A 17,426-nucleotide genomic window follows, 5' to 3' on the forward strand; every position below is an offset into this window, starting at 1 on the left:
GTTCCATGGCCCACATCAGAATCTTGGCGACCGGCGGGACCATCGCGTCACGCACCGGGCGCGACGGCGCAGCTTCCGCCGGACGGGCAGAAGACATCACGGCCTCGCTCTCCGGACGGCACAGTTATTCCGTCCGGGACGTTACGAATGCCAACAGTTTCAGGCTGCGCTTTTCGGACGTCCGCCTCATTGCGGAAGCTGTCCGTGCCGCCGTGGCGGAGGAAGGCGTTGACGGCGTCGTTGTTACCCATGGCACGGACACCATGGAGGAGACGGCGTTCGCGCTGGACCTGGTCCACGACTCGCCCAAACCCGTCGTGTTCACGGGAGCGCAGCGTCCGGCCGACAGCCCTGTCGCTGACGGTCCGGCCAACCTGGAGGAAGCCGTCACCGCGGCTGCCGCAGGCGGGCTGCGCGGCGCCGGCGTGCTGATCTCCTTCGCGGGCCAGGTCCAGTCCGCCCGCGGAGCCAGGAAAGTCCACACCGTGGCCGCCAGCCCCTTCGCCGGTGGAGTGGAGGTGGGGCACTTTATTGCCGGCAGCCTGCACGTCACGGCCATTCCGGTCCGCCCGGCACCGCTGCCCCTTCCGGGTGAGGACTTTGACAATGCCCGCGTTGAGATCATTGTCTGCGCGCTGGGAACGGACCCGGAACTCTTTACCCACGCCGTCCATACCGGTGCCAATGCAGTCGTCCTGGCCGGCACCGGCGTGGGCAACGCCGGAGAGGGTTTTGCCGAAGCGGTGCAGGACGCCGTGCGCGGAGGCTGTCCGGTGATCCTGTGCAGCCGGGTACCGGCCGGTCCCGTGGTTCCGGCGTACGGTGCCGGCGGCGGGCTGGACCTGGTCCGTGCCGGAGCCATTCCCGGCGGGGACCTCGCTCCGGTCCAGGCGAGGATGCTGGCTGCGCTGCTTACGTCACTGCCCGCAACGCAGGAAGAACTTCTCCAGGCCCTGACCAGCGGCACATCGCGGAGCCGTTAGCGCCAGGCTCCAAGGTCTCGATCCTGCATCGTCAGTCCACAGTTGCCACGGAAGGGGCCCCAAAAGCACTAAGTCGGCTTACTATTAATCGCACTGAAGGTACCCCTTACAAGGAGGTAAGAGATGTCGGGCTACTTTAAGCTGGTTGACGCCCACGACGGCGCATTCCGGATCAAGCTCATTTCCGGCGACGGAGCGCTCATGGCAGTGTCCGCAATGTTCCCCACAAAGGAAGCGGCAGCAGCGGGCATTGAGCAGATGCGGGAGATCGCCGGAACCGGGCCGGTCGTGGACCACAGCAAAGATGCCGATGTCGTGGCAGATGCCAAACGCAACACGGGCAGGGCCAAGGCATCCTGACGTAGCTCCGCCCCCAGGGTCTCCAAGGCCTTTCGTTCCCGACGCCGAACAGGACGCCGGGAACGAAAGGTCTTTTCTATGACTGCCCTTCGTCGCCTTCTGCTGCGTTCTGGGAATGGTCCCGTCCGGCGTCGGGCGCTGTTGATTCCTCGCCTTCCGACGGGTCCTCGTTGTGCGTGCGGTCTTCGTCATTCGGTGTGGTGCTCATGAGTGCCTCCATAGCTGGTTACGGCCTCTGCTTTTCCAGTCTAGGAACCTCTGCGCGGTCCCGACAGGGCCTGGGGCTCTCTGCGTGATCCCTAGGCAGGAGTGCGTACCTGCCGGTAGCGTTTGCCGGATGCAGCCAAGAGACGCGGATGTCATTGTGGTGGGTGCCGGGCTTGCCGGCCTGGTGGCGGCGGCCGAGCTGGTGGATGCCGGCCGGTCGGTGATCCTGCTGGAGCAGGAAGGCGAACAGGGCCTGGGCGGCCAGGCCTGGTGGTCCTTCGGGGGTCTCTTTTTTGTCGACTCTCCCGAGCAGCGGCGCCTGGGCGTGAAGGACTCAGTGGAGCTCGCCTGGCAGGACTGGCAGGGGACCGCGGGATTCGACCGCCGGGAAGACTACTGGCCGCGGCGCTGGGCGGAGGCCTACGTCAACTTCGCCGCCGGCGAGAAACGGGCCTGGCTGCACCAGCTGGGCCACCGGGTTTTCCCGGTGGTTGGCTGGGCGGAACGCGGCGGCTATGGAGCCACCGGTCCCGGAAACTCAGTGCCGCGCTTCCACATCACATGGGGAACCGGGCCCGGCATTACGGCACCCTTCCTGGCCAAGGTGCGCGACGGCGTCGAGCGCGGCCTGGTGCGGCTGGCCTGCGACCACCGGATGGATTCCCTGGTCGGCACGGACGGCACCGTCACGGGGGTGCGCGGCACCGTCCTCCAGAGGACGACGACGCCGCGCGGCCGGGACGCCGAACGCACTGCGGTGGGGGAATTCGAGTACTCCGCGGGCGCCGTCGTGGTAACCACCGGCGGTATTGGCGGCGACCATGACCTGGTGCGGGCCGCCTGGCCGGAGCGGCTCGGCACGCCCCCGAAGACGATGCTCAGCGGTGTGCCGGGACATGTGGACGGTCGCGGCATCATGGCCGCCCAAAGCGCGGGCGGACGGGTGATCAACCCGGACCGGATGTGGCATTACGTGGAGGGAATCCGGAACTGGAACCCCGTGTGGCCGAACCACGGCATCAGGATCCTGCCCGGCCCGTCATCGCTGTGGCTCGACGCCGCCGGAAACCGCCTGCCGGGTCCGCTGTTTCCCGGGTTCGACACCCTCGGGACGCTGGAGCACCTGCGCGGAACGGGCTATGACTACAGCTGGTTCGTGCTGAACAAGGCAATCATCCGCAAGGAGTTCGCGCTTTCCGGTTCGGAACAAAACCCTGACCTGACCGGTAAATCCGTCCGCGGGGTGCTGGGCCGGGCTACCGCAGACGTGCCCGGACCGGTGCAGAAGTTCCTCGACCATGGGGAGGACTTCCTCACTGCAGGCACTGTTCCGGAACTGGTCGCAGCCATGAACGAACTCGCCAAGACCTCAACCGACGGTGCGGCACCGGTGCTGTCCGCAGAAGCTGTGCTCGCCGAACTGCAGGCACGGGACCGCGAGATCACCAACAAGTTCAGCAAGGATGCGCAGGTCACGGCCATCCGCGGTGCCCGTTCCTATCTGGGGGACCGGCTGATCCGTACCGCGGTGCCGCGGCCCATCCTTGATCCGAAGGACGGGCCGCTGATCGCCGTCCGGCTTTCAGTGCTGACCCGCAAGACGCTCGGCGGGTTGGAAACTGACCTGGATTCCCGGGTGCTGGGAGCGGACGGGAACCCGGTGCCCGGGCTGTTTGCGGCCGGGGAGGCTGCAGGATTCGGCGGCGGCGGAATGCACGGCTACCGGTCGCTGGAAGGAACCTTCCTGGGCGGCTGCCTGTTCAGCGGCCGGGCGGCTGGGCGCGCTGCCGCCCGCTGACGGGCCTGGACAGTTCAAAGGCCGGTACCGCAGCTGCGGTACCGGCCTTTTGCATGCGGGAAGACTAGACTCCCGGGTTGTACTTCTTGAACTGGCGGTAGGCCTTGGCGCTGTTGAAGTACTCGGTCGAGGGCTTCATCCACAGCATGATCACAGCTGCCACGGGGAGCAGCACGCTGAGGACCGTCAGGACAGCAAGCAGGGCACCTCCGGTGGCCAGGTTCGTCAGGCCGAGCAGGCCCAGAGCGGCGAAGACGGTGGCGACGATGCGTGCCCAGTTGTGGCCCTTGCGGATGAAGAGGGCCACCAGCAGAGCGACCGCGAGGCTGATGGCGGCGATGAAGACGGTTGTTGCGACGGTGATCGCGATGATGGCATCCATTTCCGAGGCGCTGATGGCCACGGTGCTGTTCTGGACGATCGATTCTTCGAACTCGACGGAGTTCATCCAGGCGAACGACACTGGAATGCTGATGATGGAGACGACGGCCGCTGCGATCAGCAGCCAGAAGCCCATATCAACCTGCTTGGGACGCACCGGAGCGGGCGGCGCTGCCGCTGCCTGGTTGCTGGCGTATGCGTTGTAGCTGTAGTTGTTTGCCGGAGGCTGCTGCTCGGACATATTTCCCCTCATAGATGTCTGCGATGCGGTGTAAGAGCCGGCGGCTGCAGAGTCCACCGGCGCATGACGAAGCCAGCCTAACCAGTGAATCCGGTCCTGACCTCCCCAATAAGGCGGAATTCGCCGAAATTGTTTGATGCGTTGCCTGCGCCGGAAGGACTAACCCGGTTCGGAACTCAGATGTCCGCTGCCGCGACAAGCGGGAAGGTGGGCGTTGTGGATCCGCCGGACGGTTCTACGGTCAGCGCGACGGTTCCAGCCCGTGAGACATCTCCGTCCAGCCACACCTGCACTTCGCCGCCGGAAAAGTGCACATCCGGGATGGGAGTGCCGTCCTCCAGCAGCCAGAGCTGGTACTCGCGGTCCGCGCCCGGATCGGGCAGGTTCTGCGCTACGAACAGGGCAGCGTCCTGCTCCCCGGAGAACAGGAGGGTTGTGGGCTGACCGTTCACGTCCAGGCGCTGGACGGACAGATCCGCGGCGGCGAGCAGCCGGTCCTGGCGCTGCTGCTGCTGGTCAGCGGCCTCGTTCTGCTGCCGCTGCTCAGACTGCGCACCCAGTGCCCACCCCGCCAGGCCCGCGCCCGGGAGCAGCACCGCTGCTGCCGCCGCGGCCAGCAGCAGCCTCCGGCGGCGGGTGTGCAGGGGAATGGGTTCGCCGGCCGGCTCCCGGACGGGGGCCGGGGCAGGATCCGTGGCAGGTCGATCCAGGGAACGCGGGCCGGAGCCCTGGCGGGTGCCGTGGATGGCTGACAGCACGGAGGAGCGCAGGGCGGCAGGAGGCTCCTGGGCTGAGCCGGCAGCCAGATGGGCCGAGACCTCCGCGAACTCTGCCACCTCGGCCCGGCACTGGGCGCAGCCGGCAAGGTGCTCTTCGAATTTGGCACGTTCTTCCGGGTCCAGGGCATCAATGGCGAAAAGCGGAGCCAGCTCGTGCAGGGTGCCGCCGTGGTGATGGTTCATCGCCGTCCCCCCAATGCCGACCGAAGGCTGTTCAGGCCGTCCCGGATACGGGCTTTGGCCGTGCCGAGCGGAATGTCCAGTGCCCTGGCAACTTCCTGGTGGGTGCAGCCCTCGTAGTAGGCGAGGGCCACGGCCTCGCGCTGGAGCGGGGTGAGCGTTCCCAGTCCGTCGCGTACTTCCTGGACAGCCATCGACTGCTCCACCTCCTCCCAAGTTTGGTCAGCGGCCAATGCGGGCCGCTGATCCTCGTACATCTGTTCCCGGTCCCTTTCGCTGACCACCTGGCGGACCCGGTCCACGGCCCGGCGGTGGGCCAGGGTGCAGAGCCACCCCAGGACTGATCCGCGGGACGGCACGAAACGGTCCGACTGCTCCCAGGCCATGAGGTAAACCTCCTGCACCACCTCGGCGGCCAGCTCAGGCGAACGGGTCACCCGTATGGCTAAACCGTAGACCCTGGCGGAGGTGGCGTCGTAGAGCGCCGCGAAGGCTGCTTCATCACCGCCGGCGCTGCGGCGCACCAGGTCCGCAAGATCCGGCACCGTCCGGCCAAGCGTAGGAACACCGTGCTGCTCACCCGGGGCTGCACCAGGTTCAGTCATCGGCTTGCACTGCTCATCCCTTTCGCGGCGGCGCCCGGCTGATGTCCACGGACGCTCTCAGGACGTGAACTCTGCCATATCCGGGCCGCGGTATGCCAGCCGGATCCGCAGCGCATTCCGTCCGCGAAAAGTTTTCCGGCAGCCGACCCATCCGGATCGCGGCCGGCTCCGAACTCCTTACGCATTCACACCGATTTGCAGACTCATCACGACGAAGGAAACCGATCATGAATACGAAGCTGCGGCTGCTTGCCGTTCCCACCCTCGCCCTGGGCGCCCTGGCCCTTTCCACGACGCCGGCCCTTGCCCACGGACAGGATTCCTGGTCCGGGCAGGCAACACTGAATTCCCTGAACAACTCCGGTACCAGCGGCCAGGCCATGGTCGAAGTGCACGGTACTGAAGCCAAGGTGACCGTCGACGTCACCGGGGCTGCAGAAACCTTCATGGACGGGCCCTTCCCGCACGCCCAGCACATCCACATCGCCGCTCAGGGCGTCTGCCCCGGCCCGGATGCGGACACCGACGGCGACGGCGTGGTCAACACCACCGAAGGCCACCCGTTCTACGGCCACATTGGGACCTCCCTGACCACCGAAGGAGACACCAGCGCTGACTCCGGACTGGCCGTGGAGCGGTTCCCGGGCGGTTCGGCCTACACCTACGAGCGGACCTTCGAAGTGAACCCGGAAACCGCCCAGTCGCTGGAGAACGGCACCGCAGTTGTTGTGGTCCACGGTGTGGACCCGGCCAAGATGCCGGAGGCCGCAGCGGCCAAGATGTCGGATCTGGACCCCTCGCTGCCCGCAGCGGCAACCCTGCCTGCTGCCTGCGGCACCCTGGCCGTCTCGCAGATGGGCGCCATGCCTGAGGGCGGTGCCGACACCGGAGCCGAGGTAACACCCGCCGGCAGCGCAGTGGACGGATCCGCCCTCGCCGCCGCCGGTATGGGGGCCGGAGTGCTGGCCCTTGCCGGTGCCATGCTGGCCCGCCGCCGTGCCCGTGGCTAAGCACACGGCTGCGGAGCCCGTCTGTTTCCCGGCAGGCCTACAGTGACGGGGAACAGCACTGGACGCCGCGCAGGATTTCTCCCCTGCGCGGCGTTCCTTCTCCTGGTCCTGGGCGGATGCTCCCCGGCGGCGGAACCCGGGACAGGTTCTGCCGGCTTACCGTCTGCCGCCATGTCAGCGCCGGCACCGGCTGAAGCGACACCCGCTCCGGCGGCTTCTTCGGCCGCTGCTCCGGCTGCGGAGGCTGCGCTCCCGCTGAGCCTCGCCATCCCCTCCACGGGAACCGAGAGTTCCCTGCTGCACCTGGGGCTGCGGCCGGACGGTTCGCTGGAAGTTCCGCCGGAGGGTCCCGGTTCTCCGGCCAGCTGGTATTCCGGCTCACCTGCCCCCGGGCAGCCCGGCCCCGCAGTTCTGCTGGGGCATGTGAACGCGACGGGCGGCGGTCCCGGCGTCTTCGCCGATCTGCGGTCCCTGAAGCCGGGAGACCTGGTCGAGGTGGGGCGGGAGGACGGAAGCACCGTGCAGTTCGCCGTTGACCGGGCCGAACAGTACGGGAAGGACAGCTTTCCCACCCTTGAGGTCTACGGGAACACCGACGGCGCTGAGCTGCGGCTGATCACCTGCGACGGGTTCGATCCGGCCACCGGAACCTTTGACGACAACTACGTGGTGTACGCGGTGCTGGTGGATTAGTTCCGGGCCAGCCGGTGTGTGAGGCCCAGCCGGACTGAGGACCACTCGCTGTCCAGGATGGAGAACACGACTACGTCGCGGCGGGACCCGTCCACCCAGAGTTCGTTGGAGCGCAGAACCCCGTCCTGCTTCGCGCCAAGGCGGGCAATCGCGGCCCGGGATGCGTGGTTGTGCCAGTGCGTGCGGAATTCGACGGCGATGCAGTCCAGCTCCTCAAAGGCACGGGTAAGCAGGAGGTACTTGGCCTCTGCGTTGATCAGCGTCCGCTGGGCGCTGGCTGCCAGCCAGGTTGACCCTATTTCAACCCGGCGGTGTTCGGCCTTGATATTCATGTACGTGGTCATGCCGCACAGTGCGCCGGTATCCAGGCGGCGGACCGCCCACGGCGCCATGCTGCCTGCCGCCTGCTGCGCCAGACGGGATTCGACCTCCGCCGCCATCGACTCGGGCGTGGGGATGCGGGTGTACCAGAGGTTCCAGAGTTCGCCGTCCTTTACTGCCTCCGCCAGTTCCGGAACGTGGGCGGCGGAGAGTGGCTCCAGGCGGACGGTGCTGCCCTCGAGCATCACGGGCGTGGAGTACGGATTCGCAGTCATGGGTTCATCCTAGGTAGGGGAGGGAATTATTACGGGGAGCATCCCGTTGCCAAAGTAGATGCAATAACATGTATCTATTGGATGCGAGGAAAGGTGCCGTTGTGGCCGAACGCAGGATTGTTGCAGTAACCGCCGGACTGGGAGTTCCGTCCTCCAGCCGGATGCTGGCGGACCAGCTGGGAACTGCCGCCCAGGCCCGGTTGCAGGAACTGGGGCACCATGCTGTGCTCACCACCTACGAACTCCGGGAATACGCAGTGGATATCGCCAACGCGATGGTCTCCGGTTACGCCGCCCCCAAGCTTGAGGCCCTGCTCAATGAGGTGGCCGACGCTGATGCGCTGATTGCGGTGACCCCCGTGTTCAGTGCCTCCATGAGCGGCCTGTTCAAATCCTTCTTTGACGTCATGGACAAGGACGCCCTGGACGCCAAGCCCGTCCTCGCCGGCGCTACCGGCGGCAGCGCGCGGCACTCGATGGTGCTGAACTTCGCCCTCCGCCCACTGTTCGCCTATCTGCGGGCACGGGTCGCTCCCACTGCCGTCTACGCGGCACCTGATGACTGGGGTGCCGGCGGCGACGGCGTCTCCGCACTGAATGACCGGGTGCAGCGCGCAGCCGCAGAACTCGTGGCCCTGCTGGGGGATGCGCCTGTTTCCCGGCCACGGCGGGATTCGGGTGCGTCGCTGCCGTTCGAGCAGCTGCTGGCCCAGATCCAGCCCCGCGGTTAGTCTCCCGGAGAGACACCGCGGAGAGGGTGCGCCGGTCAATTCCTGTGCCAGGAAGCCAGACGGTCCCGGATCACTGACACGTCGCAGGGCCCAGCCCTAGACTGCTGGAAGGCCAATACCGAAACGAGCAGGGGCGGATGCCATGGACGCTTCACCGGTCATCACCATCCTTCCGGAACCGCCCACCCACCTGGCTGACGCCGTGCGCGACGGCGGAGGCGTCACCGCGCCGCTGTCGGAGGCGACCTCGGGGCTGGTGGTACTGGCGGGGGAGCCGCTGGAGCACCTGGAGACGGTCCTGCGGGAGAACTCCGGCATCCGCTGGATCCAGGTCTACCTGGCCGGGGCAGACCAGTGGGTTCCCCTGATGCACCAGTATCCGCAGATCCGCTGGAGCAGCGCCAAAGGAGCATACGGGCAGCCGGTGGGCGAGTACGCGCTGACCCTGACACTGGCCATGCTCCGTGCGGTGCCCACCTTCGCCAGGGCCAGGACCTGGGGCCCGCAGCAGGGTACGTCCCTGCACGGCAAACGGGTGGTCATCGTGGGGGCCGGCGGCGTGGGCCGGGAAATCCTGCGCCTGGTCAGCGTCTTCACGCCGCACATCACCGTGGTGCGCAGCCATGACGAACCGGTGCCCGGCGCCGAGCGCACGGTTACCGACGAAGGGCTCGAGGACGCCCTGGGCGGCACCGACGTCGTGATCCTTGCCGCGGCGATGACCACCTCAACCCGGCACCTTATTGACGAACGGCGCCTGGCGCAGCTGCCTCCGCACGCGGTCCTGGTGAACATTGCCCGCGGTCCGCTGGTGGACACTGAAGCGCTGACGGCGGCGCTCGCCGAGGGCCGCCTGGCCGGAGCAGCGCTGGACGTCACCGACCCGCAGCCGCTGCCGGACGGGCACCCGCTGTGGACTGAGCCGCACGCCCTGATCACCCCGCATACCGCTGAAACCGAGGCGATGATCCGCCCGCTCCTGGCCAACCGGGTCCGCGAGAACGTCCGCCGCTTCCGCAACGGTGAACCGCCCGCAGGCCTCGTGGACCCCGCGAAGGGGTACTAGCGCTCCACGAACGCCAGGACCCGGGCCGGGCTGGCCGTGCCTCCCACGATCTTCAGCGGAGACACCACCACCACGGCACCGGTGGCCGGGAGCTGTGCCAGGTTCTGCAGCAGCGTCACACCGTACTTGTTGCTGCCCAGCAGGTAATAGTGCGCCGGGAAGGGCGGGTCGAACGCGCCCGCGTTGCCGGCGTCGATCCCCACGGTCTCAACCCCCAGGCCGGCGATGGGAGTTTCTTCTGCCAGCCACTTCGCGCATGCCGCGGAGATGCCGGGCGTGTGGGAACCGGTGTCGTCGAAGTTCAGGAAGGCATCGGCGTCGTCAATGAACTTGTCCCAGCCGGTGCGCAGCAGCAGCCACGCGCCGTCGGGCAAGGCGCCGTGCTGGGCTTCCCAGGCCCGGATGTGTTCCGGCTCCACCAGGAAATCCGGGTCCGTGGCGGCTTCGGCACTGAAATCCATCACGACGGCGGGACCCACCAGCCGGCGGACCGGGATCTGGGAGACATCGTCGCCGTCGCGTCCGGTAATCCAGTGCGACGGCGCGTCAACGTGCGTGCCGATGTGCTCACCGGTGTGGATGTTGTTGTGCTTCCAGAACGGTCCCGGCTCGTTGAACGCGCTGACTTCCTCCAGCGAGAAATCGATGAGGTTCACGAACGGGTCGGGCAGCTTCAGCGTGGGAATGCCGGCCGAGAGCGGCGCGGTGAGGTCCACGACCTCCAGGGCGCCGCCGTCGAGCGCCCCGATCAGGTTCTGGAGCAAGCCGGGTTCAGTGCTGGGAAGAGACATGTTCGTTTCCTGTCCACAGTGGAAAAACGTTTGCCTGAGGATACCGGGGAACCCGATTACGCGGCTCACTTGGGTCGCTACATGACGCGGCACCGTTTGGGGCGGGGCAGCCGCACGGTCCTAGGATTCTGAATAGACCGCACCCGAGCAACAACAGGAGTCACCAGATGAACCAGATGAACATTGCCGGGCTCGTCGGCCGCACCCTGGCGCAGCTCGGCGCCGCCCATGCCTTCGGTGTGGTGGGCAGCGGAAACTTCCATCTCACGAATGCCCTGCGGGAAAACGGCGTGCCGTTTACTGCCGCACGGCATGAAGGCGGGGCCGCAACCATGGCCGATGCCTATTCCCGCATGTCAGGGCTGGTCACGGTCCTGACCACCCACCAGGGCTGCGGGCTCACCAACGCTGCCACCGGGATCGGCGAAGCCGCCAAGTCCCGGACTCCGCTGATTGTGCTGACCGCCGACGCCGCCGGATCGGCCGTGCGGTCGAACTTCCGGATCGACCAGGACGGCCTGGCCCGCAGCCTGGGCGCGGTGCCTGAACGCGTGCACTCAGCGCAGAGTGCCGTGGCTGACACCGTCCGCGCGTTCCGCACCGCGCAGAACGAACGCCGGACCGTGGTCCTTAGCGTTCCGCTGGACGTTCAGTCCCAGCCCGTTCCGGCCGGGACTCCCGGTCGGGTGCCCCCGGTGGCGCCCACCGGATTCGTCCGTCCCGCGCCTGGCCTGGCGCGCGGGCTCGCTGACCTGCTCTCCACTGTGAAGCGCCCGGTGTTCGTCGCCGGCCGCGGAGCACGATATGCCGGCGAAGAGCTCAAGGCACTGGCCGCGCAGTCCGGAGCGCTGCTGGCTACCTCCGCGGTGGCGAACGGGCTGTTCGAAGGGGAGGAGTTCAACCTCGGAATCTCCGGCGGCTTCTCCACTCCTGAGACGGCCGCGCTGATCCGCGAAGCAGACCTGATCATCGGATGGGGCTGCACCCTGAACATGTGGACAATGCGTCACGGGTCCCTCATCAATAAGGACGCCGTGGTGGTCCAGGTGGACCTGGAAGACTCAGCGCTCGGCGCCAACCGGGACATCCACCTCGGTGTGATCGGCGACTGCGCGGCAACGGCCGCCGACGTGCTCGCCGAGCTGAAGGCCGCGGTTCCGGAACCGCGCGTGAACTACCGGACGCCCGAAACCGCCGCCCGCATCGCTGCCGGTGCACGCTGGCAGGACGTACCGGTGGAGGAGCTGTCCACGCCGGACCGGATCGATCCCCGCGTGCTCAGCCTGGAACTGGATGCGCTGCTGCCCGCCGAACGGCTGGTTTCCGTGGATTCGGGCAACTTCATGGGCTACCCATCCACTCATCTTTCCGTCCCGGACGAATTCGGCTTCTGCTTCACCCAGGCGTTCCAGTCGATCGGGCTGGGCCTCGGCACCGCCATCGGCGCGGCACTGGCCCGTCCGGACCGGCTGCCCGTCCTGGGGACCGGGGACGGTGGATTCCTGATGGGTATCTCCGAACTCGAGACTGCCGTGCGGCTAGCTCTGCCGCTGGTGGTGATCGTCTACAACGACGCCGCCTACGGTGCGGAGGTCCACCACTTTGGTGCCGGTTCGGAGCACGACGGCGGTGCGGCGGACATGGAAACCGTCACCTTCCCGGACACGGACATTGCCGCGATCGCGCGCGGCTACGGTGCGGACGGAATTACCGTCCGCACCGTAGCCGACCTGGCCGCCGTGACCGGCTGGCTGGACGGCCCGCGCACGGCACCACTGGTCATCGACGCCAAGATTGCTTCCGACGGCGGCGCCTGGTGGCTGGCCGAGGCGTTCAAGGGACACTAGCCCCCGAAAGCGTCAGCGGGCAGCGAGCGCCACTGCCTCGACGACGTCCGGCACCCCGGAGCGCACCGCTGCAGCGGCCGGCTCGTCTTCGATTGCTGCGGCTGCGTCCTGGGCCTCGCAGCGGTCGCGGTACGCCCGCACCTCGGCGTCGCGGCGGGCCTGGTCCCAGCCCAGCGCCTCGGCGGCCAGATCGGCGATTTCCTCGACTGCGGCAAGGCCATGGTTCGGGGCCTCCCAGGTGAGCCGGGTCCGCACGTCGAACAGATCTTCCAGGTGCAGGGCGCCCTCGTGGGTGCAGCCGTGCACGATTTCCGCACGCAGGTAGGCCGGGGCGCCCTGCAGCGGGGCAGCCAGTCCGGGCTGTTCGTCCACGAGTTCGGTGATCTCGGTGATGGCGGAGCCGTAGCGGTCCAGCATCCGGATGACCTGCTGCTCGGTCCAGCCGTACTTCGCGCCCAGTGAGGCGGCCTGGCGGGTCAGCGGCAGGTAGCCGTCGGCGCCGAGCAGCGGCGTCTTGGCAGTGACCGAGGGCAGCTCCTTGGCGCGTGCTCCCAGGGCAAGGTCCACGGCGTCCTCGGCCATGACCCGGTAGGTGGTGAGCTTGCCGCCCGCGATCGCCACCAGGCCCGGCAGGACCTCGGTGACGGTGTGCTCGCGGGAGATCTTGGTGGACTGCTCGTCGCCCTTCGTGCCGGGCTGCAGCAGCGGGCGCAGGCCGGCGTAGGTGCCGATCACGTCGTCGCGGGTCAGCGGCTTGTCCAGCACCACGTTGGCGTGCTCGATGACGTAGTCGATGTCTGCGCTCGTGGCCACCGGCGTCGAGAGTTCCTGGTGGTACGGAGTGTCAGTGGTGCCGATGATCCAGTAGCGCTCCCACGGAATCACGAACAGCACGGACTTCTCCGTCTGCAGGATCAGGCCGGACTCGCCGGCGATCCGCTCGCGCGGAACGATGATGTGGATGCCCTTGGACGCAAGGACCTTCAGGCCTCCGTCGGCACCGGCAAGGTCCTGGGTCTTCTCGGTCCAGACGCCGGTGGCAGTGATCACGGCCTTGGCGCGGACAGTCCGTTCGCGGCCGGTTTCCAGGTCGCGGATCACGGCGCCGGACACCCGGCCGGAAGCATCCTGCGGGAAGGACACAGCCTTGGCCCGGGTCACGGCCTTGGCACCCAGGCGCGCAGCGGTGCGCACCAGGGTCAGGACCAGGCGGGCGTCGTCCACCTTTCCGTCCCAGTACTTGATGGCGCCGACCATGGAGCCGTCCTTGATGTCCGGGAAGGCTTCCTTGACACCCTTCATGCCCAGGTGGCGCTGGATGGGCATGGTGGCGTTCTTGGCGCCGAGGTGCGCCATGGTGTCGTAGAGGCCGATGCCGGCGGCGACGTAGGGACGCTCCCAGCCGCGGTGGGTGATGGGGTAGAGGAAGGGCACGGGCTTGACCAGGTGCGGAGCCAGCGAATCGAGCAGCAGCTCGCGCTCACGCAGGGCCTCAGACACCAGCTTGAAGTCCAGCTGTTGCAGGTAGCGCAGGCCGCCGTGGACCAGTTTGGAAGACCACTGGGAGGTGCCGCCGGCCCAGTCCTGGGCTTCGACGATGGCGGTGCGCAGACCGCGGGAGACGGCGTCCAGGGCTATGCCGGCGCCGGTCACCCCGCCTCCGATGACGAGGACGTCGAGTTCGGGACCATCGGCGAGCTCGTCCAGGACGGCGTCGCGGTTCGCGGGGGAGGGCAGGCGAGGTGACATGTGGCGGCCTTTCGCTTTCGGGCCGGGCGGATGGGCCCGGAGTCTTCGTCGAACATTAGGTCCCCTTTGGGAGTACGATCAAAGTGGATGCACGGACGTGCACCGTCGAAGGAGATGCCATGCACGAAGATGCCGATCTGTACCGGGCGGCAGAGCTCTACTACGTACAGGGCGCAACGATGGAGGCGGTCGCGGAGCGGTTCAACGTCTCCCGCTCCACCGTTTCGCGGATGCTGCAGGCTGCGCGGGACCGGGGCATTGTCCGGATCACGCTCTCGGCTCCGGTGGACACCCGCAGCGAGCTGGTACGGACCCTGCAGAAATCCTTCGGTGTGACTGCTTACCTGGCGGCCGCGCCTGCCACGGCGACCACTGCCAAACGGCTTGACGCCGCCGCCCGCCATGCCGCTGTGCTGATCCACGACTGGTTCGCCGACGGGATGACCATGGCGGTGGCCTGGGGAACCACGACGTCGGCCGTCGCGGCTGCGCTCCAGCCGAAGCTGACCCGGGACGCGACCGTGGTGCAGATGAACGGCGCGGTGAGCGCCAGGTCGGCTCAGCTGAACGCGTCTCCCGGACTGCTGCCGCGGATGGCGGCCACCTTCGACGCCGCCCTGATCCAGTTTCCTGCGCCCGCCTTCTTCGACGACGAGCGGACTCGGGAACTGATGTGGCAGGAATCCACGGTCCGGCGGGTGCTGGCGGTGCGTGCCGAGGCGGATCTGGCGGTATTCAGCGTGGGTGCCTTTGAAGGGCCTTCACCGTCGGAGGTGTACAGCGGCGGCTACCTCACCGAGGACGCGTTCCGCGAGTTCGCCGCGCACCGGGTGGTGGGCGATGTGTGCACGGTGTTCCTGCGCGAGGACGGCAGCTACGCGGACATCGGACTGAACCGCCGGGCGTCCGGGCCCACCCCGCAGGAACTGAAGCGGATTCCCCGCCGGCTCTGCGTCGTTTCGGGGGATCACAAGGTGCCGGGCCTGATTGCGGCCCTGCGGGCCGGTGTGATCACGGACCTGGTGCTCGACGACGGCACGGCCCGCACACTGATGCGGCACCTGTCCCGCCTCACCCCGGCCGGATCCTAACCGCTGCCGGCCGGCCGGGCACTAGTCCCGGATTTCCTCCCGGACGGGCCTGAGGCCAGCCGGGACCTCCGGGCCGTCGGTGGACGTCACAGGCGGGAACGTGCAGGTGAACTCGCCGCGGTACCCGAACAGGAAACCAAAAACCGGGTTCCGCACCTGCAGCTGGATCGTATAGACCTGCCGCTCGTCGTCGTACGCCTCGTAGAGGTCCGCGGTGCCGGTGAGCAAACGCGGAACCGTGAAGCTCACGGGTCCCTCATGGAACCGCAGCGCTCCGGTGCGCAGATGCAGCGAACCGTCTTCGCGGACGGCCAGCTCCAGGTCCGTGGCCAGGTGCTGGTGCGTGCCGAGGTAATCCACCACGGTTCCCCGCCGTTTGCTGAAGACCATGGTGGCGTCAAAGCGACGAGGCCGTCCCGGCCGGACCTCCAGGGTGCGTGTGAAAGTCACCGTGGGACGCCCAAATCCATCCACGTACGGATAGTTCTCGATCGTGAAAGGCACGTTGCGGCCGTGCTCCGGAAAGAGGATGTTGCGGAACGCGCCGAACTTCAGGAACGGAACCGTCCACAACGCGCCCCGGCGGACTTCGGTGAAAACTCCGCGTCCTACGCAGGCGTAACCGGATTCCGGATCCACGCCGAAGCGGCGCTGCAGCATGGGGTGCAGCCGGGCGAAATCGGAGCCGAGTGCGCGGGCAAACATCGATGTTGGTGGCGCCGGGTTCCCGCTCATACCGGCTCCGGCAGGGTCACGAGCGAGGCCGGCGGGCTGCTCGCATGCCTGTCCGGGGCCTGTCTGCGGCACCGCGCGGCACGGGGTACGTTCCGGGCGGGCGGCAGCAGAAAAGCAGCGGCTGCCACCAGGGCAGCCACAACCGGGGTGCCGGCACCGGGACGGCGGCGCAGCAGGCAAACGGCTCCTGCCACGGCGGCGGCACGGAGTCCGGCATCGGCCAGCCAGGCACTGCGGGCTCGTTCGGGAGCAACATCCTCTTCAGCCCAGAGCCTCAGCCGGTCAAAGCTCCAGGCAGTGGCCCAGCCCAGTGCGGGCCGGATGAGCAGTCGATCCAGCCGCGGTCCGATGCCTGCCCAGCCCGGAGTGTAGTCGTAGCCGGTGATGAACCGAATGCCCTCCGGTCCGGGGATATACCGCCAGTATCCGGCCCCGGGACCGATCGGGGAGAGCACGTCCCAGGTGGTGAATTTCAGGACGGAGGTGGCCTGTTCCTGTTTGCCCGTCCGGGTGCCAAGGGAGGTTCCGGTTCCGTGGATGGTGTGCAGCGGCAGCCGGAACTCGTAGCGGAATTCCTGCGGAAGCGTGCCCGGGGCGGGGATGATGGCGGAAAACCGGAGGTCCCAGCGGGGATGGTTGGACGGATCCTGTGTCAGGTCCCAGAGCCGGTCCATTGGCGCGCGGACTGGTATCTCGACGTAAACCTGTTTCCCCATGGAGGGAGACTACCGCCAAACGGCCTACATGCCGGGTGTGTCCTGGGCTGGGCGTTCCGGCGTTTCGCGCCAGCCAAGGTTTCCGGCCATGCGCTTCAGCACGGAGACCAGGGCGGTGTATTCCTCTTCGGACACCTCTTCCGTGAGCTGCTCACGGATCCGTTCGACGGCGCCGCGGAGATTCTCCAGGCTGCGCGAACCGAGGTCGGTCAGGGAGTATTCGCCCTCGCGCACTGCCACCCAGCCGCTGTCCACAAGCTCGTCAATCAGCTCGGCGGAGGAGCCGGTTTCAACCGGAGGGAAAAAAGGCCGGAGCTGGTCGGAGAGCTCCGGGCCGGTAGCCGGTCCGTTGGTCAGGAGGTTCATCATTTGCCACTGCCGTCGGGTCAGGCCGTGTTCCTCGAAGCTGGCGCCGAACTGTTCGTCGACCAGCTGATCCACCAGTTTGAGCCAGAATCCTATGGGGCGTTCCTCGGTAGCCATCCACCCACTGTACAAACCGACGCCGGTGCTGGGAATGGCCTTTAGAGCCGCGCCTGCATTCCGCAGGAAGGGCAGGGAGCGGAGCGGGCCAGTTCAACGCACACCACGCACACCGGCAGGTGTGAGTTGTCGCTGCGCAGCGGCCGGTTCGGCATCACCTTTCCACAGTACGGCTTGGGCCGCCGGGCGTGCTGCATGGCCCGCCGCTTGCAGGGCGTGCAGAAGACATGCACCAGTTCATCGCTGTCCGCCGGAGGTGCTTCGACGGGGCGGACGGCTTCCTTGAGGCTCATGGTTCCACGCTACCGAGTTCTACAGGGTGTAGAATTTGGCCCGCTTCCCTGACTGGCGCGGAACGGCGCGGATCCGGGGCAGGGCGCCGTG

The 17,426-nt window shown here is 67.5% G+C and carries 20 protein-coding genes; 9 read left to right on the forward strand and 11 right to left on the reverse strand.

What is annotated here, in order from left to right; translation table 11 throughout:
• The first annotated feature begins 5 nt into the window (after positions 1–5).
• Positions 6–983 (forward strand): asparaginase, encoded by a 978-nt coding sequence (locus tag NGB94_RS05560; RefSeq protein WP_325789617.1) that lies wholly within the window; start codon positions 6–8, stop codon positions 981–983.
• A gap of 123 nt (positions 984–1,106) precedes the next feature.
• Positions 1,107–1,343 (forward strand): YegP family protein, encoded by a 237-nt coding sequence (locus NGB94_RS05565; protein WP_325789618.1) that lies wholly within the window; start codon positions 1,107–1,109, stop codon positions 1,341–1,343.
• A 76-nt stretch (positions 1,344–1,419) separates the two neighbouring features.
• On the opposite strand, the gene NGB94_RS05570 is transcribed toward NGB94_RS05565, so the two are convergent.
• Positions 1,420–1,551, reverse strand: a complete 132-nt coding sequence (locus NGB94_RS05570; protein ID WP_325789619.1) for a hypothetical protein — start codon at positions 1,549–1,551, stop codon at positions 1,420–1,422.
• Between the two features lie 129 nt (positions 1,552–1,680).
• On the opposite strand from NGB94_RS05570, the gene NGB94_RS05575 reads away from it, so the two are divergent.
• Entirely contained in the window at positions 1,681–3,348 is a 1,668-nt protein-coding gene (locus NGB94_RS05575) for an FAD-binding dehydrogenase (protein WP_325789620.1), read from the forward strand.
• A gap of 64 nt (positions 3,349–3,412) precedes the next feature.
• On the opposite strand, the gene NGB94_RS05580 is transcribed toward NGB94_RS05575, so the two are convergent.
• The 3 genes from NGB94_RS05580 to NGB94_RS05590 all read right to left on the reverse strand — a co-directional run bounded on the left by NGB94_RS05580 (position 3,413) and on the right by NGB94_RS05590 (position 5,534).
• Positions 3,413–3,970, reverse strand: coding sequence for a hypothetical protein (locus tag NGB94_RS05580; RefSeq protein WP_325789621.1), 558 nt, complete (start codon positions 3,968–3,970; stop codon positions 3,413–3,415).
• Positions 3,971–4,146: 176 nt separating this feature from the next.
• Complete coding sequence (locus tag NGB94_RS05585; RefSeq protein WP_325789622.1) at positions 4,147–4,932, reverse strand: anti-sigma factor; 786 nt, start codon at positions 4,930–4,932, stop codon at positions 4,147–4,149.
• Positions 4,929–5,534 (reverse strand): sigma-70 family RNA polymerase sigma factor, encoded by a 606-nt coding sequence (locus NGB94_RS05590; protein WP_325789623.1) that lies wholly within the window; start codon positions 5,532–5,534, stop codon positions 4,929–4,931. The genes NGB94_RS05585 and NGB94_RS05590 overlap by 4 nt, the downstream gene beginning before the upstream one ends.
• Before the next feature lie 227 nt (positions 5,535–5,761).
• Here NGB94_RS05590 and NGB94_RS05595 point away from each other — a divergent pair, with 227 nt between their 5' ends.
• Positions 5,762–6,544 carry a hypothetical protein gene (locus NGB94_RS05595; protein ID WP_325789624.1) on the forward strand — a complete coding sequence of 261 codons (783 nt, stop codon included), beginning with the start codon at positions 5,762–5,764 and terminating at the stop codon, positions 6,542–6,544.
• A gap of 171 nt (positions 6,545–6,715) precedes the next feature.
• Complete coding sequence (locus tag NGB94_RS05600; RefSeq protein ID WP_325789625.1) at positions 6,716–7,237, forward strand: class F sortase; 522 nt, start codon at positions 6,716–6,718, stop codon at positions 7,235–7,237.
• Here NGB94_RS05600 and NGB94_RS05605 read toward each other — a convergent pair.
• Positions 7,234–7,833: a GNAT family protein gene (locus NGB94_RS05605; protein WP_325789626.1), complete on the reverse strand. Its 600-nt coding sequence runs from the start codon at positions 7,831–7,833 to the stop codon at positions 7,234–7,236. The two genes, NGB94_RS05600 and NGB94_RS05605, sit on opposite strands and share 4 nt — an antisense overlap.
• Before the next feature lie 101 nt (positions 7,834–7,934).
• Between NGB94_RS05605 and NGB94_RS05610 the strand changes: the two genes are divergently transcribed.
• Positions 7,935–8,564 (forward strand): FMN reductase, encoded by a 630-nt coding sequence (locus NGB94_RS05610; protein ID WP_325789627.1) that lies wholly within the window; start codon positions 7,935–7,937, stop codon positions 8,562–8,564.
• Positions 8,565–8,706: 142 nt separating this feature from the next.
• Positions 8,707–9,630, forward strand: a complete 924-nt coding sequence (locus NGB94_RS05615; RefSeq protein WP_325789628.1) for an NAD(P)-dependent oxidoreductase — start codon at positions 8,707–8,709, stop codon at positions 9,628–9,630.
• On the opposite strand, the gene NGB94_RS05620 is transcribed toward NGB94_RS05615, so the two are convergent.
• Positions 9,627–10,421, reverse strand: a complete 795-nt coding sequence (locus tag NGB94_RS05620) for a cyclase family protein (RefSeq protein ID WP_325789629.1) — start codon at positions 10,419–10,421, stop codon at positions 9,627–9,629. The two genes, NGB94_RS05615 and NGB94_RS05620, sit on opposite strands and share 4 nt — an antisense overlap.
• 176 nt (positions 10,422–10,597) lie before the next feature.
• Between NGB94_RS05620 and NGB94_RS05625 the strand changes: the two genes are divergently transcribed.
• The gene (locus NGB94_RS05625) at positions 10,598–12,268 is read left to right on the forward strand and encodes a thiamine pyrophosphate-binding protein (RefSeq protein WP_325789765.1); all 1,671 of its coding nucleotides are present in this window, start codon (positions 10,598–10,600) and stop codon (positions 12,266–12,268) included.
• Between the two features lie 12 nt (positions 12,269–12,280).
• Here NGB94_RS05625 and NGB94_RS05630 read toward each other — a convergent pair whose 3' ends face one another.
• Positions 12,281–14,017: a glycerol-3-phosphate dehydrogenase/oxidase gene (locus NGB94_RS05630; protein WP_325789630.1), complete on the reverse strand. Its 1,737-nt coding sequence runs from the start codon at positions 14,015–14,017 to the stop codon at positions 12,281–12,283.
• A 119-nt stretch (positions 14,018–14,136) separates the two neighbouring features.
• On the opposite strand from NGB94_RS05630, the gene NGB94_RS05635 reads away from it, so the two are divergent.
• Positions 14,137–15,108 (forward strand): sugar-binding transcriptional regulator, encoded by a 972-nt coding sequence (locus NGB94_RS05635; protein WP_325789631.1) that lies wholly within the window; start codon positions 14,137–14,139, stop codon positions 15,106–15,108.
• A gap of 21 nt (positions 15,109–15,129) precedes the next feature.
• On the opposite strand, the gene NGB94_RS05640 is transcribed toward NGB94_RS05635, so the two are convergent.
• The 4 genes from NGB94_RS05640 to NGB94_RS05655 are packed head-to-tail and all read right to left on the reverse strand — an operon-like array spanning position 15,130 to position 17,335.
• Entirely contained in the window at positions 15,130–15,843 is a 714-nt protein-coding gene (locus tag NGB94_RS05640) for a DUF4166 domain-containing protein (RefSeq protein WP_325789632.1), read from the reverse strand.
• Positions 15,840–16,559: a hypothetical protein gene (locus tag NGB94_RS05645; RefSeq protein WP_325789633.1), complete on the reverse strand. Its 720-nt coding sequence runs from the start codon at positions 16,557–16,559 to the stop codon at positions 15,840–15,842. The genes NGB94_RS05640 and NGB94_RS05645 overlap by 4 nt, the downstream gene beginning before the upstream one ends.
• A gap of 24 nt (positions 16,560–16,583) precedes the next feature.
• Positions 16,584–17,042, reverse strand: a complete 459-nt coding sequence (locus NGB94_RS05650) for a MarR family winged helix-turn-helix transcriptional regulator (RefSeq protein WP_325789634.1) — start codon at positions 17,040–17,042, stop codon at positions 16,584–16,586.
• 41 nt (positions 17,043–17,083) lie between these two features.
• Positions 17,084–17,335, reverse strand: coding sequence for a hypothetical protein (locus tag NGB94_RS05655; RefSeq protein ID WP_325789635.1), 252 nt, complete (start codon positions 17,333–17,335; stop codon positions 17,084–17,086).
• Between the last annotated feature and the right edge of the window lie 91 nt (positions 17,336–17,426).

This window comes from Arthrobacter koreensis (assembly GCF_035792275.1).
Classification (GTDB): Bacteria; Actinomycetota; Actinomycetes; order Actinomycetales; family Micrococcaceae; genus Arthrobacter_B; species Arthrobacter_B koreensis_A.